The sequence below is a fragment of the Corynebacterium silvaticum genome, assembly GCF_004382825.2.
GTDB lineage: Bacteria > Actinomycetota > Actinomycetes > Mycobacteriales > Mycobacteriaceae > Corynebacterium > Corynebacterium silvaticum.
On the sequence record NZ_SDQO02000004.1, the window covers coordinates 102,747 to 129,320 of the forward strand.

Annotated in this window: 25 protein-coding genes and 1 pseudogene; 13 read left to right on the forward strand and 13 right to left on the reverse strand. The window is 56.7% G+C overall.

The annotated features are described in order from the left end of the window. Positions 1–4 precede the first annotated feature (4 nt). Positions 5–3,691 carry a multifunctional oxoglutarate decarboxylase/oxoglutarate dehydrogenase thiamine pyrophosphate-binding subunit/dihydrolipoyllysine-residue succinyltransferase subunit gene (locus ET810_RS10310; RefSeq protein WP_087453765.1) on the forward strand — a complete coding sequence of 1,229 codons (3,687 nt, stop codon included), beginning with the start codon at positions 5–7 and terminating at the stop codon, positions 3,689–3,691. A gap of 65 nt (positions 3,692–3,756) precedes the next feature. On the opposite strand, the gene ET810_RS10315 is transcribed toward ET810_RS10310, so the two are convergent. Continuing rightward, complete coding sequence (locus ET810_RS10315; RefSeq protein ID WP_087453764.1) at positions 3,757–4,419, reverse strand: hypothetical protein; 663 nt, start codon at positions 4,417–4,419, stop codon at positions 3,757–3,759. Positions 4,420–4,586: 167 nt separating this feature from the next. Here ET810_RS10315 and ET810_RS10320 point away from each other — a divergent pair, with 167 nt between their 5' ends. Genes ET810_RS10320 through ET810_RS10330 form a run of 3 tightly spaced genes read left to right on the forward strand, consistent with a single transcriptional unit; the run spans position 4,587 to position 7,630 of the window. Next, entirely contained in the window at positions 4,587–5,879 is a 1,293-nt protein-coding gene (locus ET810_RS10320) for a magnesium transporter MgtE N-terminal domain-containing protein (protein ID WP_087453763.1), read from the forward strand. Between the two features lie 3 nt (positions 5,880–5,882). Then, positions 5,883–6,482, forward strand: coding sequence for a DUF1003 domain-containing protein (locus ET810_RS10325; RefSeq protein WP_087453762.1), 600 nt, complete (start codon positions 5,883–5,885; stop codon positions 6,480–6,482). 5 nt (positions 6,483–6,487) lie between these two features. Beyond that, positions 6,488–7,630, forward strand: coding sequence for an Mrp/NBP35 family ATP-binding protein (locus ET810_RS10330; protein WP_087453761.1), 1,143 nt, complete (start codon positions 6,488–6,490; stop codon positions 7,628–7,630). On the opposite strand, the gene tatB is transcribed toward ET810_RS10330, so the two are convergent. Genes tatB through sigE form a run of 3 tightly spaced genes read right to left on the reverse strand, consistent with a single transcriptional unit; the run spans position 7,627 to position 9,179 of the window. After that, entirely contained in the window at positions 7,627–8,061 is a 435-nt protein-coding gene (tatB, locus tag ET810_RS10335) for a Sec-independent protein translocase subunit TatB (protein WP_134316007.1), read from the reverse strand. The two genes, ET810_RS10330 and tatB, sit on opposite strands and share 4 nt — an antisense overlap. A 9-nt stretch (positions 8,062–8,070) precedes the next feature. Next, a complete protein-coding gene (locus tag ET810_RS10340) occupies positions 8,071–8,502 on the reverse strand; it encodes an anti-sigma factor family protein (protein WP_134316008.1) in 432 nt (143 codons plus the stop codon). Positions 8,503–8,537: 35 nt separating this feature from the next. Then, the gene (sigE, locus tag ET810_RS10345) at positions 8,538–9,179 is read right to left on the reverse strand and encodes an RNA polymerase sigma factor SigE (RefSeq protein WP_087453759.1); all 642 of its coding nucleotides are present in this window, start codon (positions 9,177–9,179) and stop codon (positions 8,538–8,540) included. Between the two features lie 185 nt (positions 9,180–9,364). Here sigE and ET810_RS10350 point away from each other — a divergent pair, with 185 nt between their 5' ends. Then, positions 9,365–9,997 (forward strand): O-methyltransferase, encoded by a 633-nt coding sequence (locus ET810_RS10350; RefSeq protein ID WP_087453758.1) that lies wholly within the window; start codon positions 9,365–9,367, stop codon positions 9,995–9,997. Positions 9,998–10,043: 46 nt separating this feature from the next. Here ET810_RS10350 and glgC read toward each other — a convergent pair whose 3' ends face one another. Next, positions 10,044–11,270, reverse strand: coding sequence for a glucose-1-phosphate adenylyltransferase (glgC, locus tag ET810_RS10355; RefSeq protein WP_087453757.1), 1,227 nt, complete (start codon positions 11,268–11,270; stop codon positions 10,044–10,046). Positions 11,271–11,363: 93 nt separating this feature from the next. Here glgC and glgA point away from each other — a divergent pair, with 93 nt between their 5' ends. Genes glgA through ET810_RS10370 form a run of 3 tightly spaced genes read left to right on the forward strand, consistent with a single transcriptional unit; the run spans position 11,364 to position 14,787 of the window. Next, positions 11,364–12,536: a glycogen synthase gene (gene glgA / locus ET810_RS10360; protein WP_134316009.1), complete on the forward strand. Its 1,173-nt coding sequence runs from the start codon at positions 11,364–11,366 to the stop codon at positions 12,534–12,536. Positions 12,537–12,583: 47 nt separating this feature from the next. Then, complete coding sequence (gene budA, locus ET810_RS10365) at positions 12,584–13,324, forward strand: acetolactate decarboxylase (protein WP_134316010.1); 741 nt, start codon at positions 12,584–12,586, stop codon at positions 13,322–13,324. 11 nt (positions 13,325–13,335) lie between these two features. Then, a complete protein-coding gene (locus ET810_RS10370) occupies positions 13,336–14,787 on the forward strand; it encodes a glycoside hydrolase family 32 protein (RefSeq protein ID WP_134316011.1) in 1,452 nt (483 codons plus the stop codon). 76 nt (positions 14,788–14,863) lie between these two features. Here the strand turns inward: ET810_RS10370 and ET810_RS10375 are convergent. The 7 genes and pseudogenes from ET810_RS10375 to dapE form a co-directional block, all read right to left on the reverse strand. Beyond that, positions 14,864–15,737, reverse strand: a pseudogene (locus ET810_RS10375) (methyltransferase domain-containing protein). Between the two features lie 29 nt (positions 15,738–15,766). Continuing rightward, positions 15,767–15,934 carry a DUF3117 domain-containing protein gene (locus ET810_RS10380; protein ID WP_087453753.1) on the reverse strand — a complete coding sequence of 56 codons (168 nt, stop codon included), beginning with the start codon at positions 15,932–15,934 and terminating at the stop codon, positions 15,767–15,769. A gap of 78 nt (positions 15,935–16,012) precedes the next feature. Further along, positions 16,013–16,300, reverse strand: coding sequence for a DivIVA domain-containing protein (locus ET810_RS10385; protein WP_087453752.1), 288 nt, complete (start codon positions 16,298–16,300; stop codon positions 16,013–16,015). Between the two features lie 28 nt (positions 16,301–16,328). Then, positions 16,329–17,063, reverse strand: coding sequence for a glucosyl-3-phosphoglycerate synthase (locus ET810_RS10390; protein WP_134316012.1), 735 nt, complete (start codon positions 17,061–17,063; stop codon positions 16,329–16,331). After that, positions 17,060–17,872 carry a dihydropteroate synthase gene (folP, locus tag ET810_RS10395; RefSeq protein WP_134316013.1) on the reverse strand — a complete coding sequence of 271 codons (813 nt, stop codon included), beginning with the start codon at positions 17,870–17,872 and terminating at the stop codon, positions 17,060–17,062. The genes ET810_RS10390 and folP overlap by 4 nt, the downstream gene beginning before the upstream one ends. Before the next feature lie 35 nt (positions 17,873–17,907). After that, positions 17,908–18,699, reverse strand: coding sequence for an LOG family protein (locus ET810_RS10400; protein ID WP_087453749.1), 792 nt, complete (start codon positions 18,697–18,699; stop codon positions 17,908–17,910). A gap of 8 nt (positions 18,700–18,707) precedes the next feature. Beyond that, positions 18,708–19,781 (reverse strand): succinyl-diaminopimelate desuccinylase, encoded by a 1,074-nt coding sequence (gene dapE, locus ET810_RS10405; RefSeq protein ID WP_134316014.1) that lies wholly within the window; start codon positions 19,779–19,781, stop codon positions 18,708–18,710. 82 nt (positions 19,782–19,863) lie between these two features. On the opposite strand from dapE, the gene ET810_RS10410 reads away from it, so the two are divergent. The 5 genes from ET810_RS10410 (at position 19,864) to ET810_RS10430 (ending at position 25,971) form a co-directional block, all read left to right on the forward strand. Next, complete coding sequence (locus tag ET810_RS10410) at positions 19,864–20,778, forward strand: DapH/DapD/GlmU-related protein (protein WP_087454861.1); 915 nt, start codon at positions 19,864–19,866, stop codon at positions 20,776–20,778. 84 nt (positions 20,779–20,862) lie between these two features. Then, on the forward strand, positions 20,863–22,227 hold the full coding sequence (locus tag ET810_RS10415; protein WP_087453747.1) for an amino acid permease: 1,365 nt from the start codon (positions 20,863–20,865) through the stop codon (positions 22,225–22,227). Positions 22,228–22,237: 10 nt separating this feature from the next. Next, positions 22,238–23,212: a 2,3,4,5-tetrahydropyridine-2,6-dicarboxylate N-succinyltransferase gene (gene dapD, locus ET810_RS10420; protein ID WP_087453746.1), complete on the forward strand. Its 975-nt coding sequence runs from the start codon at positions 22,238–22,240 to the stop codon at positions 23,210–23,212. 93 nt (positions 23,213–23,305) lie between these two features. Continuing rightward, positions 23,306–24,715 carry an amino acid permease gene (locus ET810_RS10425; RefSeq protein ID WP_134316015.1) on the forward strand — a complete coding sequence of 470 codons (1,410 nt, stop codon included), beginning with the start codon at positions 23,306–23,308 and terminating at the stop codon, positions 24,713–24,715. Positions 24,716–24,792: 77 nt separating this feature from the next. After that, on the forward strand, positions 24,793–25,971 hold the full coding sequence (locus ET810_RS10430) for an HNH endonuclease signature motif containing protein (RefSeq protein ID WP_134316016.1): 1,179 nt from the start codon (positions 24,793–24,795) through the stop codon (positions 25,969–25,971). Between the two features lie 18 nt (positions 25,972–25,989). Here ET810_RS10430 and ET810_RS10435 read toward each other — a convergent pair whose 3' ends face one another. Beyond that, positions 25,990–26,547 (reverse strand): GtrA family protein, encoded by a 558-nt coding sequence (locus ET810_RS10435; RefSeq protein ID WP_087453744.1) that lies wholly within the window; start codon positions 26,545–26,547, stop codon positions 25,990–25,992. Between the last annotated feature and the right edge of the window lie 27 nt (positions 26,548–26,574).

The following is a 26,574-nucleotide window of genomic DNA, read 5'->3' on the forward strand; positions in this document are numbered from 1 at the left end:
TGCAGTGAGCAGCGCTAGTACTTTCGGCCAGAATGATTGGCTGGTAGACGAGATGTTCCAGCAGTTCCAGAAGGATCCGCAGTCCGTAGATAAGGAATGGCGCGAACTTTTCGAAGAGCAGGGTGCACCCAAGAAATCGGGCACTCCCACAGAGAACACGTCCACTCAGCCCACCCCTTCGGCGAAGAAATCCGCTGAAGTCGCAGCTAAGAGCGAGAATAAACCAGCTCAGGCGGCTGCCAAAGACCCTAAGCCCGAGAAAAAAGTGAAGAAAACTCAACCTTCCCCGCTAGAGCGCACAGGCGAGATGCCCCAAGCCGGCGAACAAACGCTAAAAGGCATCTACAAGGCTATCGCCAAAAACATGGATGAGTCGCTCGAGGTTCCCACGGCAACCTCGGTTCGCGATATGCCTGTCAAGCTCATGTTTGAAAACCGGGCAATTATTAATGAGCATCTCAAGCGCACCAAGGGCGAAAAGGTCTCATTCACACACATCATCAGTTATGCAGTGGTCAAGGCGACCATGGCACATCCCGATATGAACAACTATTACTCAGTTGTTGACGGCAAGCCCACACTTCATACGCCTGAGCACATCAATATGGGTCTAGCCATCGATGTGCAGCAAAAAAATGGCATGCGTGCGCTCGTCGTAGCAGCCATCAAGGAGGCGGAGAAGCTCTCCTTCTCCGAGTTCGTCGCCAAATATGAGGACATCGTCGCACGCTCTCGCGTGGGCAAGCTCACCATGGATGATTACTCCGGTGTGACGATCTCCCTGACCAACCCCGGTGGAATTGGTACCCGCCACTCTGTGCCTCGCCTTACCCAAGGCCAGGGCGCGATCATCGGCGTTGGATCAATGGACTACCCAGCAGAGTTCGCGGGGGCTTCCCAGGATCGCCTCGCCGAGCTTGGTGTGGGCAAGCTGGTGACTATTACGTCCACTTACGATCACCGCATCATCCAGGGCGCTGAGTCCGGTGAATTCCTCCGCACATTGAGCCAGCTATTCATCGACGATGCATTCTGGGACAGCATTTTTGAGTCCGTAGGCATCCCCTACTCTCCTATGCGCTGGGCTCAGGATCTTCCTAACACCGGCGTGGACAAGAACACCCGCGTTATGCAGCTCATTGAGGCATACCGTTCCCGCGGTCACCTCATCGCAGACACGAACCCCCTGCGTTGGCACCAGCCGGGTATGCCAGTACCAGATCACCGCGATCTCGATATTGCTACCCACGGCCTCACATTGTGGGATCTTGACCGCACCTTCAACGTCGGCGGTTTCGGCGGCAAGGAAAGCATGACGCTGCGTGAGGTGCTCAGCAAGCTACACGCCGCATACACGCTCAAAGTTGGGTCCGAGTACACCCATATCCTCGACCGCGACGAGCGCCTCTGGCTCCAAGATCGCATCGAAGCCGGCATGCCTAAGTTCACGCAGCCGGAGCAGAAATACATCTTGCAGCAGCTCAACGCCGCACAGGCCTTTGAGGATTTCCTGCAAACCAAGTACGTCGGACAAAAGCGCTTCTCCCTCGAAGGTGCAGAAGCCCTTATCCCGCTCATGGACTCCTCTATCGATACCGCTGCAGGCCAGGGACTGGACGAAGTCGTTATCGGTATGCCTCACCGTGGCCGCCTCAACGTCCTCGTCAACGTAGTTGGAAAGCCGCTCGCGACTGTCTTCACCGAATTCGAAGGGCACATCGAGCCTAAGGCTGCCGGTGGTTCCGGTGACGTCAAATACCACCTTGGAGCAGAGGGTAACCACATCCAGATGTTTGGCGACAACGAGATCAAGGTCTCACTTGCCGCTAACCCTTCACACCTCGAAGCCGTCGATCCGGTTTTGGAAGGAATCGCCCGCGCCAAGCAAGACATCCTAGACAAGGGCAAGGATGGATACTCCGTCATGCCCATGATGCTCCACGGCGATGCAGCTTTTGCAGGTCTTGGCATTGTTCAGGAAACCTTGAACCTCGCACAACTGCGCGGTTACACCGTCGGCGGCACCGTTCACATCGTTGTGAACAACCAAATCGGTTTCACCACCACACCAGATTCTGCACGTTCTAGCCACTACGCCACTGACTTGGCTAAGGCTTATGGCTGCCCCGTCTTCCACGTTAACGGCGACGACCCCGAGGCAGTCGTATGGGTGGGCAAGCTGGCTACCGAATACCGTCGCGAGTTTGGCAAAGACGTCTTCATCGACATGATCTCCTACCGCCGGCGCGGACACAACGAAGCCGACGACCCATCGATGACGCAGCCAGAGATGTACAAGCTTATCGACGCTCGCAAGACCGTCCGTGAGCAGTACAAGGAAAACCTCCTGGGCCGCGGCGAACTCACCGCCGAGGACGCAGAAAAGGTCCAGCGCGACTTCCACGACCAGATGGAATCCATCTTCAACGATGTCAAAGAATCCGAGAAGAAGCCCTTTGAAGCACAGGCGGGTATTACCGCTTCTCAGCAGGTTCCTCACGGCTTGGAAACCAACATCTCGCGCGAAGACCTCGTGGAGATTGCGCAGGCCTACGCCACCGCGCCAGAGGGCTTCGAGTTCCACCCACGCGTGGCACCAGTAGCACAAAAGCGCCTGGACTCTGCGCACAACGGTGGAATCGACTGGGGTTGGGCCGAGCTTATCGCTTTCGGTTCCCTCGCTGCCGGCGGCAAATTTGTGAGGTTGACGGGTGAAGACTCCCGACGCGGCACCTTCACCCAGCGCCACGCAGTGGTCTCCGATCCTCGCAACGGCACAGAGTTCAACGGGCTCAATGAGCTCGCTGAGCGTAAGGGCAACGGCGGCAAGTTCCTCGTCTATAACTCCGCCCTCACCGAATTCGCAGGTATGGGCTTTGAGTACGGCTACTCCGTAGGAAACGGCGAAGCAGTAGTCGCCTGGGAAGCGCAATTCGGCGATTTTGCTAACGGCGCACAAACCATCATCGATGAGTATGTCTCCTCGGGTGAGGCGAAGTGGGGACAAACATCCTCATTGATCCTCCTACTCCCGCACGGTTACGAGGGCCAAGGCCCCGATCACTCTTCTGCACGAATCGAACGCTATCTGCAACTCAGCGCCGAAGGAACCATGACCGTAGCTCAGCCGACTACCCCGGCTAACTACTTCCACCTCCTGCGTCGCCACGCACTTGGCGGACTCAAGCGTCCGTTGATCGTGTTCAGCCCCAAGTCCATGCTGCGCATGAAGGCCGCTACCTCCGATGTCTCCGACTTCACCGAGGTAAAGAAATTCCAGTCAGTGATCAACGACCCACGGTTTACCGACGGCAACCTTGATCCATCCAAGGTCAAGAAGATCATGCTGGTGTCCGGCAAGCTCTACTACGACCTTGCCAAGCGCGTTGAAAAGGACAAGCGCGAAGACGTGGCAATAGTTCGCATCGAAATGCTGCACCCGATTCCGTTCAACCGTCTGCGCGACGCATTCAACTACTACCCGAATGTCGACGAGATCCGCTTCTGCCAGGACGAGCCCGCTAACCAGGGACCGTGGCCATTCCTCCACGAGCACCTTCCTGAGCTCATCCCGGATATGCCACCGATGAAGCGCGTTTCCCGTCGTGCTCAGGCATCAACGGCAACCGGATTGAACAAGATCCACGCAGTTGAGCAAAGCCAGCTTCTCGACGAAGCATTCGCCGACTAGCCGCAAAGCACAATAAGGTGTGAGGTACGGATTCGTACCTCACACCTTATTTTTGTGATATTGATCTAAAGCTTGGCGTCTTTGAGGAACTTCTCCACCGGTGCGGAGGCGCTCATGCCTTGTTCCGCTTCCTCCACGAGCTTTTCCAATTTCTCTGTGGACAGCGAGCCTGACACGAGATTCAAGATATTGCGGTTTTCCCTGGTAAACACTGGTTCGCGATACACCGGCACAAGATTCTCAGGTAGCTCCGGAGTCTCATCCTCGCAGCCAATGGTGTTACTAGGATCGGTGGCATTCACATTATTTCCTAGCGACGCCATCATTTCCGAGTACACAGTTTCTCGCCACTGATCGGTGGTGGAGGCCCCTTTGTTTTTGACGTAGTCGTCGGAAAGCTCCCGCGCTCGATGCGAATTAGCCAAGGTAAGAATCTTTCCGGTACAGCTGATATACAAATCAGCTTCCCCCTGGGAGATCAACCGCAGCGGATCCGTCTGAGATGTCGTCGCCGATACTCTAATCACAGCTTCTCGCCCGGCATGCTGAAGCGCCTGGCTATAAGCTTCTCCCAAAACGACTTGCTCCCAAGAGCCGGGGTCGACCGCAATCACTATCACTTTATGCTGGTCCGGTATGGGATCTGCGTTTGGTTCAAAGCGGGAGCATCCGGTTAATGCGACAACACCCACAAGTAGCGATCCAATTAATTCTGCTCGACGGCTCATATGTGTTCAGGGGGCCTTTCATCCACGTGACTAGGAAAGGGGGCTTTGGGAGAGTTTAGCTTGCTTTAGTAAATATCCCAGCCCTCTCCCCTCTCCTAGTCGCGGGAACCCTAGAGCACCCTTGAAGTTGTCGACTTCGTTTAAGCACGTACGTAGACTGGTAAACCATGAGTCAAGTGACACGAGTGTACGCCGGCCGCCTCGCCGGAATGGTAGTGCGCGGACCAGACACAGATGTTATTGGTCGAGTCCGTGACGTGGTCGTTAACGTTCGCCCTAGCGGCCACATGTCACGGGTCCTGGGGCTTGTGGTGGAAATGATGAATAATCGAAGAATCTTTCTGCCCATGCTGCGCGTCGCGGCTATCGAACCACAGGAGATCAACCTCGTTTCTGGTTCGGTTTCATTGCGTGGTTATAAACCTCGGCATGGTGAAGTCGCTGTGGTCGGCGACATCATCGGCTCCAAAGTTCATGTTGATGACCCCGAACTTGATCAATTACATGGCCGTCCGGTCGAGGTCGCGGACGTAGAACTAGAGCGCACCCGAACTCGCGACTGGGCTATCTCTCGTGTCGCAGTGATCGGCGAGCGACCCAAATTTGGCCGTCGTCCCGATCTCTTTACCGTTCCGTGGTCCCACGTGCACGGCATTTCTGCTGCTGGCGTAGGCCTTTCCGATGCCGCGGCCGAGCTTATAGCGGGCTTTGAGGATATGCGGCCTGCGGACGTCGCCACGGTGCTTTATAAGCTTCCAGAGCGCCAGCGTGTCACTGTGGCCAGCGAGCTTGACGACGATCGCCTCGCCGACGTGCTCCAAGAAATGTCAGAGGATCGGCAGGCCGAACTCCTTGAGACCCTCGACATCGAGCGTGCTGCAGATGTTCTTGAGGAGATGGATCCTGACGACGCCGCCGACCTCCTAGGCGAACTCCCCGACGACAAAGCAGACGTTCTCCTAGAGCTCATGGATCCAGAAGAATCCGCTCCGGTTCGCCGACTCATGAGCTTCAGCCCCGACACCGTGGGCGCACTCATGACCCCCGAACCGCTCATTCTTGCGCCCCAAACGACGGTCGCTGAGGCTCTCGCCCTTGCGCGGAACCCCGATCTTCCAACGTCCTTGGCGTCCTTGGTGTTCGTCGTCCGCCCTCCTACTGCCACGCCCACCGGAAAATATCTCGGATGCGTGCACTTGCAAAAACTTTTGCGAGAACCCCCCAGCGCCCTGATCTCCGGCATCCTCGACCCCGATCTCCCGCCGCTCTACGCCAGCGATTCTCAGGAAACCGCCGCGCGGTACTTCGCCACCTACAATTTGGTGTGCGGTCCGGTGGTTGACGACGAAAACCACCTCCTAGGCGCGGTGGCCGTCGATGACCTTCTCGACCACCTCCTACCGGATGACTGGCGAGAAACCGGGATCCGCCCCGTAACACCCATCTCTAAAGAGGGCTAGCCCATGGCAGAATACAATCGCTCTGACCTTGACACGCCCTTTTTAAAGAAGCGCCGCAGATTCCTTAAGCTTGACGACGACACCGTCGGCGCCTACGCCGAAAAAGTGGCACGGTTCTTTGGAACCGGCACCTACCTCATGTGGCAAACCATCTTCGTTGCCGTCTGGGTGGTGCTCAACTGTGGAGTCTTTGTCTGGCAATGGGACCCCTATCCCTTCATCTTGCTCAACCTCGCGTTTTCTACGCAGGCTGCGTACGCGGCCCCTCTCATCCTCCTAGCGCAAAATCGGCAAGAGGATCGGGACCGTGTGTCCTTGAACGAGGATCGTCGTCGAGCTTTTGAGACAAAGGCCGACACCGAGTTCATCACGCGAGAGCTTGCCGGCTTGCGTCTGGCAGTTGGCGACATGGTCTCCCGCGATTATTTACGGCACGAGCTTGAAGATCTTCACAACATGCTCGAACGCCTTGAGGCAAAGCTTGACGACGAAGCAGCGTCGCGAATCGCCCTCATCCACGAGCTCAACGACACCGGCCACGAGGAAATATCCGATCCTACTCAAGGCGATCTCTACGACGACGAGAAGAACGACTACAAATAAAAACAATGACTACTCAACATAATCTTTCTGAATCCGCCGTGCGCGCAGCCCTCGCACGCGTCGAAGACCCCGAGATTGGCCGTCCCATCACTGAGATCGGAATGGTGAAATCCATTGTGATCAGCGGAAACGACGTGCACGTCGAGATTTATCTGACCATTGCCGCTTGCCCGATGAAGAGCACCCTCACAGAAAATACTCGCGCAGTTCTTGAAGAGCTTCCGGGAGTAGGAGAGGTGAGTGTGAGCACCGACGTCATGTCCGATGACCAACGTCGAGAACTCCGCCAAACACTGCGCGGCAGCACTGAAGAACCCGTCATCCCCTTCGCACAACCTGATTCGACTACCCGAGTCTTCGCGGTGGCGTCAGGCAAAGGCGGCGTAGGAAAGTCGTCTATGACGGTGAACCTCGCCACGGCTTTGGCGTCGAAAGGCTTAAAAGTAGGTGTTCTCGACGCAGACATCTACGGCCACTCGGTCCCCGGCATGTTGGGCTCCGAGGACCGGCCGCATGCTGTAGACGACATGATCATGCCGCCGCAGGCTCACGGGGTGAAGCTGATTTCGATTGCTCACTTCGTGGAAGGAAACGCCCCTGTTGTTTGGCGTGGCCCTATGCTGCATCGTGCGATACAGCAGTTCCTAGCAGATGTTTTCTGGGGCGACCTAGACATCCTCCTACTCGATCTCCCGCCAGGAACAGGTGATATCGCCATCTCGGTGGCCCAACTCGTTCCTAACGCCGAGCTTCTCGTTGTCACCACACCGCAGGCGGCTGCGGCGGAGGTGGCTGAGCGTGCTGGGTCGATAAGCATTCAAACGCATCAGCGCATCGCCGGGGTCATCGAAAACATGTCTGCCATGGTGCTTCCCGACGGCACCGTCATGGACGTGTTCGGGAGCGGCGGCGGCGAAGCGATGGCTGAGCGGCTGCGGACGCTCACTGGAGCAAACGTCCCTCTCCTAGGCAGCGTGCCCCTCGATCCCCGACTGCGCGAAGGCGGGGACGCCGGCGTGCCCCTTGCGCTAGGAGCTCCGGACTCCCCCGCTGGACAAGCGATTCATGCGATTGCAGACAAGCTCGTGGTCCGAAGAGAATCCCTTGCAGGTAAATCCCTTGGTTTGGGAGTCACTAGGAAGGGTTAAGTAATATCGTCCCAGCTAAAGCCCTGCTTTGGCTGGGGTTTTTGTATTTCTGGGGCCGGCGGAGTGTGAGGCTTTTCGACGCCCGCCTGCTGTTCACGATACGCCTGCCCTGCGGTGTCATCTTCCATGATTTTTTTCGGGTCAAAGGTATCCATGAATTCCTGGTCGCCGTCGAAAAGCGCTTTTGTCAACGCTGCTTTTGGCCCCATGCGTTGGATAGAAGCCAATTTGTTGATTGGCTCCCGAAGCTCCTCAAAGTCAGCGCCAAAATCTCCGTTGAGCTCGGCTTTGGCATTGTGGATCGCTTTCTTTGCCGCATACGCGGCGGCGCGGACGTCTTCGATGACTTTGGGAAGACGCTCGGGCCCGATGATGATGAGGCCCAGCACTAGGAGAGTGATGATCTCGGGCCAACCGATGGAAGAAAACACACTTATACCTTAGCGGGAGTTCGGCTCATCAAGGTGTTTCAGCGCCGCCATTCGAGCATTGCGCAGGTTTTGGCTTGTTTTCCTAATGTTCCGGGCCATGCCATCGATCTTGTCTAGGAGGGTTTGCGGGGCAACAACCATGTCCTCCGCGTTGGGGCCCTCGGGGCAGGAGTGCGCTATCCCCTGCAGCTTGGCTAGGAGATCGGAGGAGGCCTTCATTTCTGAGTGCGTAGACCCACGGAGTCGGTCAGCGGCACGACGCTGCCTGTCGACCTCATCGCGGCATTCTTTGCAATGCACCAGATGTATTTTTGCGCGATGTGCTGCGGAGCTGCTGAGTTCGTCGTCGACAAGCGCGGCTACGGCTTCCGGGTTAAGATGCTCAACCGAGGCAAAGTGCCGAATTTTTTCGGCTCTACTGTTGCGGTGTCCATGGGTCACTCTTTCCACCTCCGCCTCGTACTTTACCGTTGTTTTTAGTGAGACATCGGTAGGAGGAGTTGGGCCTCTTCATTAGTCGCCGCCGCAGCCTCTAAACTCGCACGCAGTTGGGAGCGCCCGCGGTGAATTCGTGAGCGAACCGTGCCCATTTTCACGCCTAAGGTATCTGCGATCTCGTCGTAGCTCATGCCCACAACATCACACAAAACCACTGCAACGCGGAAGTCTGGGCCAAGATCATCAAGGGCCTTTTGCAACGCCGGGTCTAAGTTGGAGATGTTATAAGCCTGCTCCGGAGTCATGTCGGTGCCGGGCACTCGCTCATAGTCCTCGGGCAGTGCCTCCATCCGAATCTTGGAGCGGTGCCGAACCATGTCTAGGAACAAGTTGGTGGTGATCCGGTGCAGCCATCCTTCAAAGGTGCCTGGTTGGTAGTTCTTCAGCGAGCGGAAGACGCGCATAAAGGTTTCTTGAGTCAGGTCTTCTGCGTCATGCTGGTTACCGGATAGCCGAAATGCTAGGCGATAAACGCTGTCCGCGTGCTCTGCTACGAGCTCTCCCCACGTGGGCATTGCCCCGGTGCCGGCATCAAATACAGCAGTTCCATTCAGCTCAGCCGTCTCGTGTGTCTGATCCAGGCGTGAAGTGAGTGAAAGGGAACCGCTGTTCGATGTCATGAAACGTATTGTGCCCGACTCTTCTGGGGAAAACCAGCGAGAAGTCTGGAAAAGCCCTGTCAAAGCCCAATCTTTCCCAAAACGTGATCAAACACGACTTTTGGTAACAATTCCCATACGCCACAGACGTCACAACCTGCGCGTTGTGCACTATTTCTCTCGTGTTTTACCTAAACTTAGCCACTGTGAATGCTTCTAACGATTACCTCCGCGACTACATTGAGTCGACCACCACCGTGGGCGATGTCCTCGCCGCTGCGTGTGAGGATGCGCAAGAGTTCGGACTTGCGCTCCCCGACACAATGACGGGCGCCCTCCTCACCACGCTAGCCGCTACCGCACGTGCACAGGGGGCTATCGCGGTCACCCCTGCCGCAGGCGTCGTTGGGCTTCATCTTCTTGCTGGGTTGAGCGACTCCGGGATTTTAACGTGCATCGACCCCGAGCCGGAGCATCAAAAACGAGCTAAGCAAACGTTCCGCGACGCCGGATACTCACCATCGCGTATCCGTTTCCTCCCCTCTCGTCCGCTCGACGTCATGGGACGACTGGCCGCAGATTCTTACAACATTGTGTATGGCGAGGTCTCTCCTGTGGACCTCAAGGCCTTCACCGACGCCGCCCTCCCCCTCCTAGCCACTGGCGGCGTACTAGTCCTCGCGGATTCGCTTCTCGACGGCACGCTTGCCGACGCGACTAGGAAGGATCGGGACACCGTCGCAGCAAGGGAAGCAGACGAGTACATTTCTTCCCTCGATAACGTGATCGTTGCGCGCCTCCCACTAGGAGCCGGAATCACTCTGGTCACCAAAAAGTAACTGGGTGCGCGACTTTGTATAGTCGCACACCCAGCCGTGTGTCCTTTTAGACCACTTGGTTTTTACCTACAACGACCACGCCACCGGGGCTGATTTGGAAGCGTTGCGAGTCCCGGTCACGGTCTACGCCGATAAGCGTGCCGTCACAGACCACAACGTTCTTGTCCAGGATGCAGTGGCGCACCACCGCGCCTTTTCCGATCCTTACGCCAGGCATGAGGACTGAGCCCTCGACTGTGGCGACTTCCTCAATAACAACGTCTGTGGAGAGCACCGAATTTCTCACTGTTGCTGCAGAAATGATCGATCCCTGTGCCACCATCGACGACTGTGCTATTCCTCCCTGCACGAACTTCGCTGGCGGGAGATCGCCAAGGTCGGTGGAGCGAATAGGCCACTGCTGGTTATAGAGATTAAAAATAGGATGCACGGAGATAAGGTCCATGTGGGCCTCGTAGAAAGCATCGATCGTGCCGACGTCGCGCCAATAGCCGCGGTCGCGTTCCGTTGACCCCGGGACTACGTTTTTGTTGAAGTCGTAGACGTTGGCTTCTCCCAAAGACACAAAGTACGGGATGATGTCCCCACCCATGTCATGATCGGAGTCGGCGTTGGATTCGTCCACTTTGAGGGCGTCGATAAGCGCTTTGGTGCTAAAGACATAGTTGCCCATGGAGGCATAGGTCATCTCTGGGTCGTCGGGGATCCCCGGCGGGTCCTGAGGCTTTTCTAGGAACTCCGTGATGTTGTTATTTTCGTCTGCTTGTATGCAGCCGAAAGCGCTTGCCTCGTTGCGCGGGATCCGAATGCCGGCCACTGTCGCAGACTTACCCGACGCAATGTGATCGGCCACCATCTGCTCAGGGTCCATCCGGTAGACGTGATCTGCACCAAAAACGATCACGTAATCCGGCATCTCGTCATACACCAAGTTCAGCGACTGCAAAATAGCGTCCGCCGAACCCTGGTACCAGCGCTTTCCTAGGCGCTGCTGGGCTGGGACGGACGCAATATACTGGCTGGTCGGACCGCTGAACTGCCATGACTGGGAAATATGGCGGTCAAGGGAGTGCGATTTGTACTGCGTGAGCACACAAATCTTCAAATACCCCGCGTTAACCAGATTAGACAGGACAAAGTCGATCAGTCGGTAGGTGCCGCCGAATGGGACTGCGGGCTTTGCCCGGTCCTCGGTAAGCGGATAGAGGCGTTTACCTTCTCCTCCGGCGAGCACGATTGCTAAGACGTTCTGTTGGCTCCTCACACTGCCCAATGTAACGGTAAATGATGAGTTCCGCAGGAAATCTTCAGCACTGGGATACACAACACTCAACAAAATGTCGGCGACATAGTTACTCTCAAGAGTATGAGAGTTGCGATGTTATCTAAGGAATACCCACCAGAGATCTACGGAGGCGCCGGCGTTCACGTCGCCGAGCTGACCCGCTTTATGCGGCAAATCGTTCCCGTCCAGGTGCACTGCATGGGGGCACTCCGAACGGAACCTGATGTTTACGTCCACGACGTCGACGAGGCTCTAGCTGATTCCAACGCAGCTATTGCCACGCTATCCACTGGGCTTCGCATGGCCAGCGCACTACGCGACGTAGATGTTGTCCACTCTCATACGTGGTACGCGGGACTAGGAGGGCATCTCGCGGGTCTTTTGAACGGCATCCCGCATGTGGTCACCGCACACTCGCTCGAACCAGACCGCCCGTGGAAACGCGAACAGCTAGGAGGCGGCTACGACATCTCTTCCTGGTCTGAGCGCAACGCCATGGAAAATGCTGACGCCATCATCGCGGTTTCCGCGAAAATGAAAGAATCAGTGCTCGCGGCGTACCCGCGTATCGACGCCGACAAGATCAAAGTTGTACTTAACGGCATAGACACCGATCTGTGGCGCCCCCGCCCCACGTTCAGCCAGGCAGAAGACTCTGTGCTGATGGAGCTTGGGGTAGCTCCCCATCGTCCGATCGTGGCCTTTGTAGGAAGGATCACGCGGCAAAAAGGCGTCGAACATCTCATCAAAGCCGCGCGTCATTTTGACCCGGAGATCCAACTGGTCCTCTGCGCCGGAGCCCCCGATACTCCGGAGATTGCCGCAAGGATCCGTGGGCTCGTCGAGAAGCTACAAAGCGAACGCGACGGCATCATATGGGTCCAGGACATGCTGCCCAGAGAAAAGATCCAAGAAATCCTTAGCGCCGCGGACATCTTCGTGTGCCCCTCGATCTACGAGCCCTTAGGAATCGTCAACCTAGAAGCCATGGCCTGTGGCACAGCCGTCATCGCCTCAGACGTCGGGGGCATACCCGAGGTTGTTGTAGACGGACACACCGGAAACCTAGTCCACTACGACGAGACCGACACCGAAGGATTCGAACGCGACCTAGCGCACGCAGTCAACGAACTCATCGCGCGTCCCCACCTGGTCAAGGCATATGGAAGCATTGGGCGGACTCGAGCAGTCAATGATTTCTCGTGGGCGTCGATTGCGCAGCAGACCATTGATGTTTACCGCTCCCTCTCCTAGTCGCGCACCGCTGCAAGATCTAGGAAGCACGACTACTCTAGGCGAGCATGAGTGACCATAAGGCTCTGTTAACTGAGCGCCACACTATTTTTCAGAGTTCGTTGATGACCGCGCTTCTCGACGGCATCTACGACGGCGAAATCTCCATCAGCGAGCTTCTCGGCCACGGGAACTTTGGCATCGGCACCTTCGACGCACTCGATGGAGAAATGGTCATTCTAGACGGGGTCTGCTACCAGCTACGCGGAGATGGCTCGGCACGCGTAGCTACTCTTGACCAACGCAGCTCTTTCGCCATAGCAACCAACTTTGTGCCGCGAATCAGCGCGGATGCACCACACGGGATGAAACGGGAAGAGCTCAGCAGGTTTATCTCTTCCCTCCTTCCTAGCGAGAACTACATGTACGCCGTTCGCATCACGGGAACGTTCAGCCATGTGTCGGTAAGAACTGTCACCAAGCAAGAACGACCGTACCGACCCATGACAGAAGCAACCTGCGATGACGCCGAACTCGTATTCCACGACACAACCGGAACTATCGCGGGATTTAGGACTCCTGTTTATGAAAAAGGCATCGGTGTCCCTGTTTGCCATGTCCACTATATCGACGACGCCCGTACTGCCGGTGGTCACGTCCTCGACTTCACCATGACCCACGGAACCATAGAGGTATGCCCCGGGACTGACCTACAGCTCAGGCTCCCTCTCACCCAAGATTTCAGCACGGCGTCTTTGGCACCAGATGACTTAGACCAACAAATCCACGCCACGGAAGTAAAGAGCTAGGAGAATAATTCATGGCACACCGCCCCGAACTACACGTCACTCCGGAAACCGGCGTCCTTGATGCCCCAGCGGGGGCCCTTTTCGACGGCCAAACGTGGCATGTCTTCCACCAGTTCCGCCCCAAATTGGAGTCCGGTGCCCGATGGGCTCACACCGTGGCCGACGAAACTCCTTTTGACTGGGATATCTGCGACGACGTCCTAGCCCCCGACAACGACGAAATCCGAGTGCGTGCCGGGTCAGTGACGTATACGGATAACACTGCCCACCTCTATTTCACCTCCGTCTCTCCTAGCGGCGACTCCGTTCATTTGGCAGAAATCGCAGAAATCGACAGCACAGCCGCTGACATCAGCGACGATCCTTCCATGATCGACCCGCATGTGCGCCGCGTAGGAAGGGTGGTCGACGACCGCGAAGGACTCAACAACTTCCGCTCCCCCTGCGTGGTCCCCAACTGGACCACCGAAGACGATCGCGAGGAGGGGCATAAAGGTTGGATCATGCTTGCCGTGACAGGCGACGTAGCCTCTCCTACTCTTGCGGTCCTTGATTCACGCGACGGCGTCGATTGGTCCTTGCGTGGCCCGCTAAAAATCGTTGGGGACTCGGGAGTTGAGGGCGAAAGACTCGTAGCTCCACGCATTATCCGGCTTCGCGACGAAGTCGACAACAACATTTACGACATCCTCATCGTTACCGTAGAAACCGGCGGCATCGACCGCTCAGGATACCTCGTCGGAACGCTCAGCGGCCGTATTTTTACCGTCGACGCCCCCTTCGAACGACTCGACTACGGGCACGACTTCACTAGGCCGCGCAACACCAACTACACCGCCGAGGCACTCAGCGACCTCGATGAGCACCGCTACGACACTGCTTATGTGTTCGGGCTCATGAACGGAATCGGGCGTCTCGACGACCCCAGCAAGCACTTAAGCTTCATCGAAGAAAAATGGGCCAACTGCTTGTCCTTCCCTAGGAAGATGACGTTGCAGGGTGGAAAGATTTACCACACGCCCGTAACCGGCCTTCCTAGCGCCGTTAAGAGCTCCGACTACGCCTCCATGTGGACGTCCATCATGGATGTTCCTGAAGGAGAAGAAATTACCATCGAGTTGCACGACTCCACGGGCCAAGTCGCAGCCACGATCACCCACCGCGGCGATTTGCTCGAATTAGATAGATCCATGAATCCGCAGCATCTCGGCGATGACATCGCTATCGCCCCGCTAACTGAGAGCGATACAGACTCGATGACGATCATCGTGGACGGCTCCACCGTCGAGGTCTTCGCTGACGGCGGGCAGGTGGCCATGGCCAGCCGCGTGTACTTCAACGGACACTGCGAGGAATTCGCGGTTGTTGCTAGCGAAGGCGCAAGTATCTCCCACACCGACGAGATCCGCCCGATGAAGAGCGTCCTTTTCACAGACGAAGACGAGGAAGGACCCGTGCGTTAGTCTCACGGCACAACAAAAGCCGGCTCCGGGAATTCTTCATTCCCGGAGCCGGCTTTTTCGTCCTTAAGAAAGGGAGTTAGACCTTTGTAAAACGAGTAATCATAGCCCTCGCCGTTACTTCCATCACTGGCGGCAGCGTTGCGATTCTCTCAGCCAGGACATCCGGGTGGATGTGTCGAGCCGAGGGGCTCATCCCGATTTGGGTGGCTATCGAGTCCTGGTCTAAGCGCATAGTGAATTGGACAGGCTCCGGCTCTCCTACTGGTGTAAGGTGCCCGGCAGCCTGATCGATCATCCTTTGCACTTTTCCTTGTTCCACATCGATGATGCCGAGTGGCTCGCGTAGCTCGCCGAGGTGTCCGGTATCAGCGGTGAGCACGATGACTTGGCCGCCTGGTTTAAGCACACGAGCAAATTCGGAAGCGTTCCTGGGCGCAAAGATGACGGTGATGGCATCGATAGAGGCGTCTTGGATAGGAAGGCGGGACCAAGCGTCGGCGACTACAGCTCCTACGCGCGGGTGGCATTTTGCCAAAAGTTTGGCGGCGGGAACGGATACGTCGATGCCGAGCCCGACGGAGTTGTCGACGTCATCAAGCGTGTGCGCTAGATAGTATCCAGTATCCCGTTCCGGCGCCGATCTCGCAGATCGTGGGGTGGGCGTCGTCGGCAACGCCGGCTTCGTCGAGGACGGTATGAACCGCAGCGCTCACAGCTTCTACGAATGGTGCAAAGTGCCCACTGGATAGGAAGGTTTCGCGGGCGCGGATCATCGACGTGTCATCGCCGGAATAGCGCAGACCAGCGCCTCCGGCGAGGGTCACATAGCCCTGACGTGCAACATCAAAGCTGTGTCCGGATTCGGACATTAGCCGCGTGGAGTCGTCGACCAAGCTCAGTGGTGTTCCGTCAGTAGGATCGGCAAGAACATCAATGACATGTGAAAGCACGCTGCATGGGCTCCTTGATCAAATAATTTTTATTGAGATACTTCGGTCAGTAAAGCACCAAGCTCGGCGGCTTCTTCCTTGTTAAGCTCGATGACCAAACGGCCACCACCGTCGGTAGGAATCCGCATCACAATCTTGCGGCTCTCGAAAACAACTTCCATCGGCCCATTACCTGTACGAGGTTTCATGGCTGCCATGCAATCACCGATTCCTTACACTCTATTGCATTGAAAAACTTTGTCGATAAAAACTATCGACCATCACACTCAACCAGTCTACTCGCTTCCATTAGGAAGTGTTTGACTCCGCAGCTCCCGCACCTGCTGCTCAAGTTCCCCGATCACCGCATCCACCTGGTCCTGGCGATACCCACGCAGCACCGTATCAAATCGCACCGATTCCAGGTCACCACGACGCACAACCTCCACGTTCTGCTTCGTCAAGCCTATCGACGCACCCAGCGGCTCCGCGGCTTCCCCACGCCCAAACAACATCCCCAGAAGCCACGACAGCACAGCGACGAAGATCACTAATAAAACTATGAGCACAATCCACGACACCATAGCAGCACGAGTCCTTTCTACTTGCTCCCTAGGATAAGGACTTTAGCGCAGGCCTCTCTCCTACTCGCGGCTCCACCACACCAGCGCGGCTTAGGATGGTCCTCGCCACGACGTCAGCCATCGGGGCAAGCTCCTCCAGCGGCCGATTGCGATGGGCACGCCTGCCGACGTTCACCTCTGCTATCGCAGCCGAGCCGTGGAGGCGGGCGACGTCGATAAGCAATCCAACCTCCACCCCGTAGCCGTCAACGAAAGGCAGGCTGCGAGCGTTGTCAGCGCGAATCGCATATTCCCCTCCTAGCGGCTGAGTGATTCTTGTGAGTTCCGGGAACACGGCGCGCAGCAGTGGCTTTGCCGTCAGTTCAGTGACGCGCCCACCGCCACTAGGAGAGGAAGCAAAGGCCCGCTGGTACGCGGCCTTGACTAGGTGGATGTTCGGGTCACGTAGAGGTGCCGCCAGATCGGTCACAATCGTTGGCGCGATCTCCGTTAAATCAGCGTCTAGGAATACGATGATGTCGCCGGTGGCGGCGGCCACTCCTCGCCAGAGGGCCTCCCCTTTTCCTCGTCGCGGTGGCAGCGCCACGGGTTCTTTCCAGTTCAGGACGCGAGCGCCCGCCCGGCGCGCTTCGGCCGCAGTTGCGTCGGTGGAATCAGAATCGATGACGAGGATCTCCCACGGGTGTGCCGCAGCCGCCACGCGCACAACATTTCCTACCGTCGCTTCCTCGTTAAGCACGGGGATCACCACAGAGATTTTCACGCCAAACCTCTGGTTGTTTTCAGTGGAGGGGTCGTTCCTTGAATCGCCGCCGTCATCCTAATCACGTCGATTGTTTCTTCTACTTGATGCGAACGGAACGCCGCCACGCCCCGCTCCGCAGACCATGCCGTTGCAGCCAGGGTGCCAGGCACCCGCTTATCGACGCTCCGAGCAAGCGTTTCCCCAATAAAATCCTTATTGGACAACGCCATGAGGACTGGCCAGCCGGTCGTCACGATGTCGTCGATTCGGCGCAGGAGTTCAAGCCCATGAAAAGTGTTTTTACCGAAATCATGAGTGGGGTAAATGAAGATCTTGTCCTCGGGCACTCCTAGGGACACCGCGTGTTCCGCTTGCCGCGTGGTTTCGTCGATGACTGCGGACACAACGTCGTCGTAATGCACGCGATACGGCCTTGTCCTAGGGACGACCCCGCCGGTGTGCGAGCAGACATAGCCGACCCGGCGGTCACCAGCGACCTCCACGAGTTCTGGATCGTGGCCTGCCCATGTGTCGTTGATGAGCGCTGCCCCGGCGTCGACCGCTAATTCGGCGATCTCCGCGCGCCACGTGTCCACCGAAATGGTCGTCTCGGGGAAGGCCTCGTGCACCGCAGCGATCACCGGAACCACACGGTCTATCTCTTCAGAGATTGACACGAATTCACCTGGCCCAGCTTTGACCCCACCGATGTCCACGATCCCGGCGCCGGCTGCAATTACCGCGCCCGCGCGCTCGACTGCGGCATCGAAAGCATGAGTTGCGCCGTGGTCGTAAAAGGAATCGGGCGTCCTATTCACGATCGCCATGACCGTGGCTAAGCCTTCAGTGCCTAGGAAGGCTCCTAGGCATCTTGAGTTTTATCCTTCACAGGCTCAAATAGCGTTGTGTGCGTGCCAACAATATGAGCGACAGCTTCTTCCACCGAGTCCGTGACTAGGAAGAGGTCTAAGTCTTTCTCCGCGATCATTCCCTCTGCGACGAGGCGATCTTTGAGCCATTCGACCATGCCGCCCCAGAATCCCTCTCCTAGTAACACGATGGGAAAGTTGGTCACTTTGCCGGTTTGGACCATGCACAGAACCTCGAATAGCTCGTCGAGTGTCCCTAGACCGCCGGGGAGGCAGACAAAAGCTTGCGAGTATTTGAGGAACATCGTCTTGCGCGCAAAGAAGTACCTGAAGTGGAGCCCTAAGTCGACGTATTTGTTGATGCCTTGCTCATGCGGGAGTTCGATGCCCAAGCCGACGGAAAGGCCGTCTGCTTCACAGGCCCCTTTATTAGCAGCCTCCATAAGTCCGGGGCCGCCGCCGGTGATGACGGCGTAGTTGGCGTCGACAAGTTCTTTTCCTAGGCGCACGCCCATGTCGTAGTAGGGGTGATCGGCGCCGATTCGTGCAGAGCCGAACACCGTCACGGCGGGAGGCAGCTGGGAAAGCGCATCGAAGCCAGTGACGAACTCGCTTTGGATGCGTAGGACGCGCCATGGGTCGTCGTGAAGCCAGCCATTGTCGGCGGGGAACTCTAGGAGACGTTGATCGTAGGTCCCGGCTTGCTCGTCTTTGGATTCACGGATCAAAACGGGACCGCGCAATAGGCGTCGTTTTTCTGCTGAGGGTAGCTTTTCTGCGTTCATTCTCTCTCCTAGGCGCGAAGGTAAGCCAACAAGGTGTTGGAGACATCTGTGATCATGTGGACCGGGCACTGCTCGTCCTTCTTATGGCAGTAGGAAGGGTCGCCAGGGCCAAAGTTAACTGCAGGGATTCTCATTTCGGAAAAACGCGACACGTCAGTCCAACCATATTTAGCACGGAATTTTCCACCCGTTGCGCGTAGGAGAGAGGCAGCGGCCGGACGATCCAACCCAGGGCGCGCCCCGGGCACCGCATCATCCACCTCATAACTGACGCCGCTAGGAAGGGAGAGAGTTTCCAGCATGTGCGCCATCGCCTCATCGAGGCTGCGATCCGGGGCAAAGCGGAAGTTCACAAACATCCAGGCTTCGTCGGGGATGGTGTTGGTGGCCACGCCGGATTCGCAGTGCACGATGTTGAGGCCTTCGTGGTAGAGGCAGGCGTCGACAAGCTTTTCCTGCGCTTCGTAGTCAGCGATTCGGGAAATAACAGGCGCTAGGAGATGCATGGCGTTCGTTCCTAGCCACGAACGTGCCGAATGCGCCCGCACGCCGCGCGCTGTGATCCGGAGGCGGATAGAGCCTTGGCAGCCGGCTTCGATGACGGCACCTGACGGCTCTCCTAGTAACGCGATGTCGCCGTGGAGCCATTCGGGGTGAGCTTGCTGCAGATGGCCTAATCCGTTGAATTCGCTGGAGACTTCCTCGCCTTCGTAGCAGACGATCGTCAGGTCCTGCGTTAAGTCTTCAGCGTTGGCGAGTGTGGCAAAAGCGTGCAGGTATACGGCCATGCCGGATTTCATGTCGACGGTTCCGCAGCCAAAAAGGACGTCGTCAATGAGGGTGGAGGGAACGTTATCCGCTGTGGGGACGGTGTCGATGTGCCCGGCGAGGATAACTCTGCTTCCTAGTCCCCGATGCGTGCGAGCGACCACGGTGTTCCCGTGGCGAAGCACCTCGACGTGAGGAATGGACTTCAAGGCCTGTTCGATCAGGTCCGCAATGTGCTCCTCGTGGTGGGAAGGGCTTTCAATATCCACGAGCGCACGGGTGAGTTCAATGGGGTTAGCAGTCAAGTCCAACATGACTACACAGAATACAGCCCGCCTTGGCAAGGAGGCTCAATGAAGTTAGTGAAACGTTGACGTGGCTACTAATCTTTTCACCATGATTCACCACGGCGCCGATGCCACAGGGATAGCAAATATCGCAATGGACGGAACAGTCCTCGACACTTGGTACCCTGCTCCCAGGCTCACCAGCTCCCCCATGCATCCCACAGGCACCACCCGCCTAGGAGCGCACCACATATCGCCCAAGCTCCTCAATCTCGTGCGTATCGACGAAGACCGCCACGTCGAACAAGTCGCCGTCCACACCACCATCGCGGATCTTTCCTCCCCTCCTATCGACGCTCACGACGTCTACCTCCGGCTCCACCTGCTCTCCCACCGCATCGTGCGACCTCATGACATCAACATGGACAACGCCACCGATCTCCTAGCGATCGTCGCTTGGACTAACAAAGGCCCGTGTTTACCCGATGACTTTGAAAACGTCCGCACATCCTTGCGCTCACGTGGGCTCATTCATGTCTACGGGATCGATAAGCTTCCCCGCATGGTGGACTACGTCGTTCCTAGCGGCGTAGAAATCACCGAAGCCGAGCGCGTGCGACTAGGAGCGCATCTTGCCCCGGGAACCAAAGTCCTACGCGAAGGCTACGTCTCCTACAACACCGGAACCCTTGGACAAGGACGCGTCGAAGGCCGCCTCTACGCTGGGACTGTCGTGGGCAATGACCTCGACCTAGGAATCTCTGCTTCCTTAGTCCCCGACAAAAACACCAAACGCCTGCGAGTAGGAAACAACTGCAAACTTGGACTTGGCGCTGCTGTCATTGGAATCGACCTTGGCGACAACGTAACCATCTGCAACAACATCGTGCTTGACCCGGCAACACAAATCTACGACGCCTCATCGCAACAGCGCTGCACAGCCGAATCACTGCGTGGAAAATCCAACTTTTGTGTCCGCATGGAGTTCGGGCATCCGGAGCCTGTAGTCCACTCCTTCTCCTAGTCAGCGCACCTGCACGAGGGTAGGGACATAAAATTAACTAGTGATTGATTATATTCCGAGCGCATGTGGGGTTAAGGTCTTCTCATGACTGAAGCAACCTCCGAGACCGGGCTCGGAAGCGGACTTAAGACCCGGCACCTCACGATGATGGGACTAGGATCGGCAATCGGCGCCGGCCTCTTCCTAGGGACGGGAGTAGGAATTGCGGCTGCCGGCCCTGCTGTTCTTATCGCCTATATCATCTCCGGTATCTTCGTCGTCTTTGTGATGCAGATGCTAGGAGAGCTGGCGGCGGCTCGCCCTGCCTCCGGTTCCTTTTCCGTCTACGCAGAACAGGCCTTCGGCCACTGGGCAGGTTTCAGCCTAGGTTGGCTGTATTGGTTCATGCTCACCATGGTCCTCGGCGCAGAAATGACCGGCGCGGCAGCGATCATGGGTCAATGGTTTGGAATCGACCCATGGATACCAGCACTGGTGTGCGTTGTATTTTTTGCAGTGATTAACTTTGCCAAAGTCGGCGGCTTCGGCGAGTTCGAGTTTTGGTTCGCGTTTATCAAAGTTGCGGTCATCATTGTCTTCCTCATTGTTGGCGTTTTGCTCATCTTCGGTCTTCTACCGGGACACGACTACGTAGGAACGCAACACTTCCTCGGCGACGGATTCATGCCCAACGGAATCACAGGAGTTGCCACTGGTCTCCTAGCCGTCGCCTTCGCATTTGGTGGCACTGAAATCGTCACGATCGCCGCAGCGGAATCAGAAGACCCCAAGACCGCCATTGCCACGGCAGTGCGCTCAGTAATTTGGCGAATTTCGACGTTCTATCTGGGCTCAGTGCTCGTCATCAGCTTCCTACTCCCGTACAACCAAATCGGCGGGGCAAAGACTGCGGCGCAGTCTCCTTTCACCATCATCCTAGGAATGGCCAATATCCCAGGTGTGGTTGGTTTCATGGAAGCCATCATCGTTGTTGCTTTGCTCTCCGCTTTCAACGCGCAGATCTACGCAACCTCTCGTTTTGTACATTCCATGGCGCAACGAGGAAACGCCCCTAGGATGTTTGCGTCAACGAACCGTGAAGGCGTTCCGATCGCAGCGGTACTCCTGAGTATGTTTTTTGCGTTCGCTTCCGTTGGGTTTCAGTATTGGAACCCCGCGGGCCTCCTCAGCTTCCTACTCAACGCAGTAGGAGGGTGTCTCATCGTCATCTGGGTCATGATTTCACTGTCCTACATCAAGCTGCACCCTGAGCTCGTGGAAAAGGGGGAGATCACCACGGTCCGCATGTGGTGCTATCCATGGCTCGGCTGGTTTACCGTTGTCGGTTTTATTGGGCTCACCGCGCTTATGCTTTCCGACGATTCATCTCGCAGCCAAATCACCTCCGTAGCCGTTGTCTTTACGGCCCTGATTATCTTGTCATTCCTCACTAGGAAGAAGAGTAAGTAGACTCCCACACATGACTTCTGCACTAGCTATTGGACTTGCAACCATCACCGAAGATGGAACCGTTCTAGACGCGTGGTTCCCGGCTCCGCGTCTCGACACCCCCACCGATACCGAAACCGTCACACTCCAGGGCGACGATATTCCTGCTGAGTTCCGCAGTCTCGTTGGTGAGGATGCGGATCGAGGTGTGCGTCGTGAAGCAATCCGCACCGGAATCTCGGACCTCTCCTCCCCTCCTAGCGACGCCTACGACGCATATCTGCGCCTGCATTTGCTTTCGCACCGATTGGTCAAACCTCACGGCCAAAACCTCGATGGGATTTTTGGCCTCCTGACCAATGTTGTGTGGACTAACTACGGCCCCTGCCAGATCAGTGACTTCGAGATGACCCGCGCAAAGCTCCAGGCACGCGGCCCAGTTACTGTCCATCTTGTGGATAAGTTCCCCCGCATGGTCGACTACGTCCTTCCTAGCGGCGTTCGCATCGGCGATGCCGACCGGGTCCGCCTCGGCGCACACCTTGCCGAAGGCACCACAGTCATGCATGAAGGATTCGTTAACTTCAATGCCGGAACCCTGGGGGCGTCGATGGTGGAAGGCCGAATCTCTGCCGGCGTCGTAGTAGGAGACGGCTCGGATGTCGGTGGCGGCGCGTCCATCATGGGAACGCTCTCCGGCGGAGGGAAGCACGTTATTTCGCTCGGCGAACGCTGCCTCCTAGGCGCTAACTCTGGCTGCGGCATTCCGCTCGGCAACGACTGCGTCATCGAAGCAGGCCTTTACGTCACCGCAGGCTCCAAAGTCATCATCCGTGGTGCCGTCGCTGAGGCATTGAAGCTTAACGACGGCGACAGCACCAAAGCCCTCCTACTCGCAGGAGCCAACAACGTTTTGTTCCGCCGCAACTCCATCAGCGGTGCGATTGAAGCGACTGCGTGGAAAACTGAAGCGGTTGAGCTCAACACCGACTTGCACTCGAACTAGCCCTCACTCATACACCTAACGAATATCCAGAAGGGGAAAAGAACGGCGGCGTCGCTGTTCTTCTCCCCTCTTGCCTCGGAAAGACCCCCTGTCATGACAAGCGAAAACACCACGCGACTAGGAAGTGGACTGAAAGTCCGACATCTCACAATGATGGGATTGGGATCAACAATCGGCGCCGGCCTCTTCCTAGGGACAGGCGTTGGCATTAAAGCCGCGGGCCCCGCTGTCATTGTTGCTTATATCATCGCAGGATTTATCGCAGTCATGATTATGCGCATGCTCGGCGAGATGGGATCCGTAGTACCAGCTTCCGGTTCTTTTTCTGAATATGCAGACGCCGGGATTGGACACTGGGCAGGTTTTATCCAGGGATGGGTTTATTGGCTCGCCACCGTCGCTGTCCTAGGCGCTGAAATAACCGGGGCCGCGGGATTTGTTGCATCGTGGCTAGGAGTGTCGCCTTGGGTTCCTGCACTTTTCTTTGTTGTAGTTTTTGGCACCATCAATCTCCTACGCGTGCGAGTTTTCGGCGAATTCGAGTTCTGGTTCGCGTTCATCAAAGTTGCGGTCTTGGTTCTTTTTTTGGTCGTCGGCTTCCTCCTAGTCACGGGTCTCCTGCCCGGCCATGACTTCGTGGGACTCAATCAGATCGAAAACGAAGGGTTTATGCCCAATGGACTCAGTGGTATCGCTGCGGCTCTCCTAGCGGTTGCTTTCGGCTTTGGTGGCATCGAGGTCGTAGCCATTGCTTCCGCTGAATCTGAGGACCCGCAACGATCTTTGGTCAACGCCGTACGAACCACGATTACTCGCATCAGTATTTTCTATCTTGGATCCGTCGCCGTGATCGTCCTCCTCCTACCGTATTCATCGCTAGGAAAGGCGCAGAGTGCCGCTGAGAGTCCATTTTCCCAAGTTTTAGCGATCGCCGGCATACCCGGTGTCGTAGGTACAATGGAAGTTGTCATTGTTTTGGCTTTGTTGTCCGCATTTAACGCTCAGATTTATGCCAGCTCTAGGATGATGATGTCGTTGGCGGAGCGTCGACAAGCGCCTCGAGTGTTTGCTCGGGTGAACAAACGAGGCGTGCCGACGACCGCGATCTTCCTATCGGTGATTCTCAGTGTTGTCATGGTGGTGCTTAACTACCTCGATACCGGTTGGTTGCTCTCTTTCCTACTCAATGCCGCGGGCGCGTCGTTGCTCACGGTCTGGACGTTTGTTGCGGTTTCCCAGCTGAAGCTGCGTCGTAGGCTTGAGGCTTTGGTTCCGTCCCTAGGAGTGAGGATGTGGGCCTACCCGTGGCTGACGAGCTTCACTCTCATCGTCCTCGCCGGCCTCGCAGCACTTATGCTCAGTGACGCACATGCGCGAATTGAGTTGTTGTCTGCGCTAACGATGGTCGCAATCCTTTTCCTAGTGAGCTTGGTTGTTGTTAGACGACCTTTTGAAAAAGCGCAACTACCTGGCGAGAATTCCACAGGTATCGGGACGAATTAAGCCATATTCCACAGGTTTGTGGCGCTCAGTCCCTAGGAGAAAGAGGGAGGCCCCTTCCATGTCTTAGCCTCATCGCTATGAACATCGAAGGGGCTTTCTCCGTCTATTCCACCAGCGGCATTCAGATTGCCAGGTTTAGGTTTCTATTTGAGTTGAGCGCGACGACCTCCAGGGAGGATATCGCAGCGCAGTTTGGTTTCCATCCTCAGTGGCTAGGGTCGGTGCTGAAGTTGGGCCGCGATCTGTTTGGAGCGAAGAGGGAGTCGCGGCAGCGTCAGGAAGCTATTGCTATAGCTGAGGCCAATCACTTGGGCATAGAGATTCTGCGAGTTACTAATGCTACGTTGAGCAAGCTGTCCAGGGAGGCGTCGATAAGCAGGGAGGCCCTCCGCAAGCGGTTGTATCAGTGGGCTCGGGGCAAGACCGTGCTCGAAGCGAAAGCGGAGGCAGCGGCGCAAGTCGTCGCGCTCAATAGTGAATGCGGGAAGCCACAGCAAACGCCGGCTGCTCGCATATCGCGCAACACCGATGCGGATGGGATGCGCCATGTGCACGCTTCGCTTCACGACGACGATGCCAGCGCCATCAGCGAAAAGCTCAACTCCCTGGCACGGCACTTACGACGCCACAACCCCACACTCACTTATTCGCACGCCTTGGCGCTGGCGCTGAAGCAGAGCATATTGCGTCATGATGCTGCGGACATTCCGCGTCGTGAAGGCCTCATCCTCCTACCCGCTGATGGTCTCACGCATATTGGCGACGGCATGCTAGCCACCACGGACGGCGCGCTCATCCCCGCCAAAGACCTTGCAGAACACCTCCTAGCGGATCTCGGCTACGCGATCATCTACGCCCTTAATCAGGACGGTGTCCCTGAGCCTGTCGACCTTTTCCGCACCAAACGATACGCCAACAAAAAGCAGCGCCTCATCCTCACCGCCGATCAACTCACCTGCGCCGACCCCCACTGCCACAGGCTCGCCAACAACTGCGAAATTCACCACCTCCAAGCATGGCAATTCGGCGGCGAAACAAACCTCAAAAACCTCGTCGCTTGCTGCTCAACGCACAACAAGCTTAACGACGACAACCCCCTCCTACCCAGCAACGGCCACTACATCCGCATGCCACATACCGGCCGCGCCGGTTTACAACCCCCATCCCCCACTGCACAACCACGTGCCAGCATCCTCCCCCTTGCCAGAAAATCTGGCCGATACTGGGCCTGCCAGCATTTCGGGGTAGCCGTCTAGCCCTCCCCGCGCCTGGCCTTATACCGGCTCGGCCACCTGAACGACCACCGTCTTTGGCTTCCTAAACGTCCACACCTTATTGATAATAAAGTTCACCGGCATTGCCACCACAATCGAAATAGCGCTGGCCCAATAGAACTTTGTGCGCAATCCCGAAGAATCATCGAAAATCACCGGCGACAACGTAATCGGCGACGTCGGGTTCATCAGCAACGTTGCCACCACCTGGCTCACGAAAAACGCTCCTACTCCCGTGAGTAGGAAGGGGAAGAAACCTCGCCACCACGACGTCATATGGGCGGCTTTAAACGTCCACATCCTATTCAACTGATAATTCCACGTATTGGCGACAACAAAAGCAATCGTCATAAAAACGTGGTACCAACGAACATGGAAAGAAGAGCCTAAAAGATTGTAAAAGGCGTCATGCTCAGACACCTCTCCTACCCACCAAGCAATTTTCTTGGCTAGGACTGTAACCGCTAGGTTCACTACGGTGCCGGATCCACCAACGATTCCGAATTGGATGAACTGTCGCAGGCTCCTAGTCATCCGTATTTTAGAATTCTCGGACACCGAGTCTCTCCTCCTAGTGGGCAATTA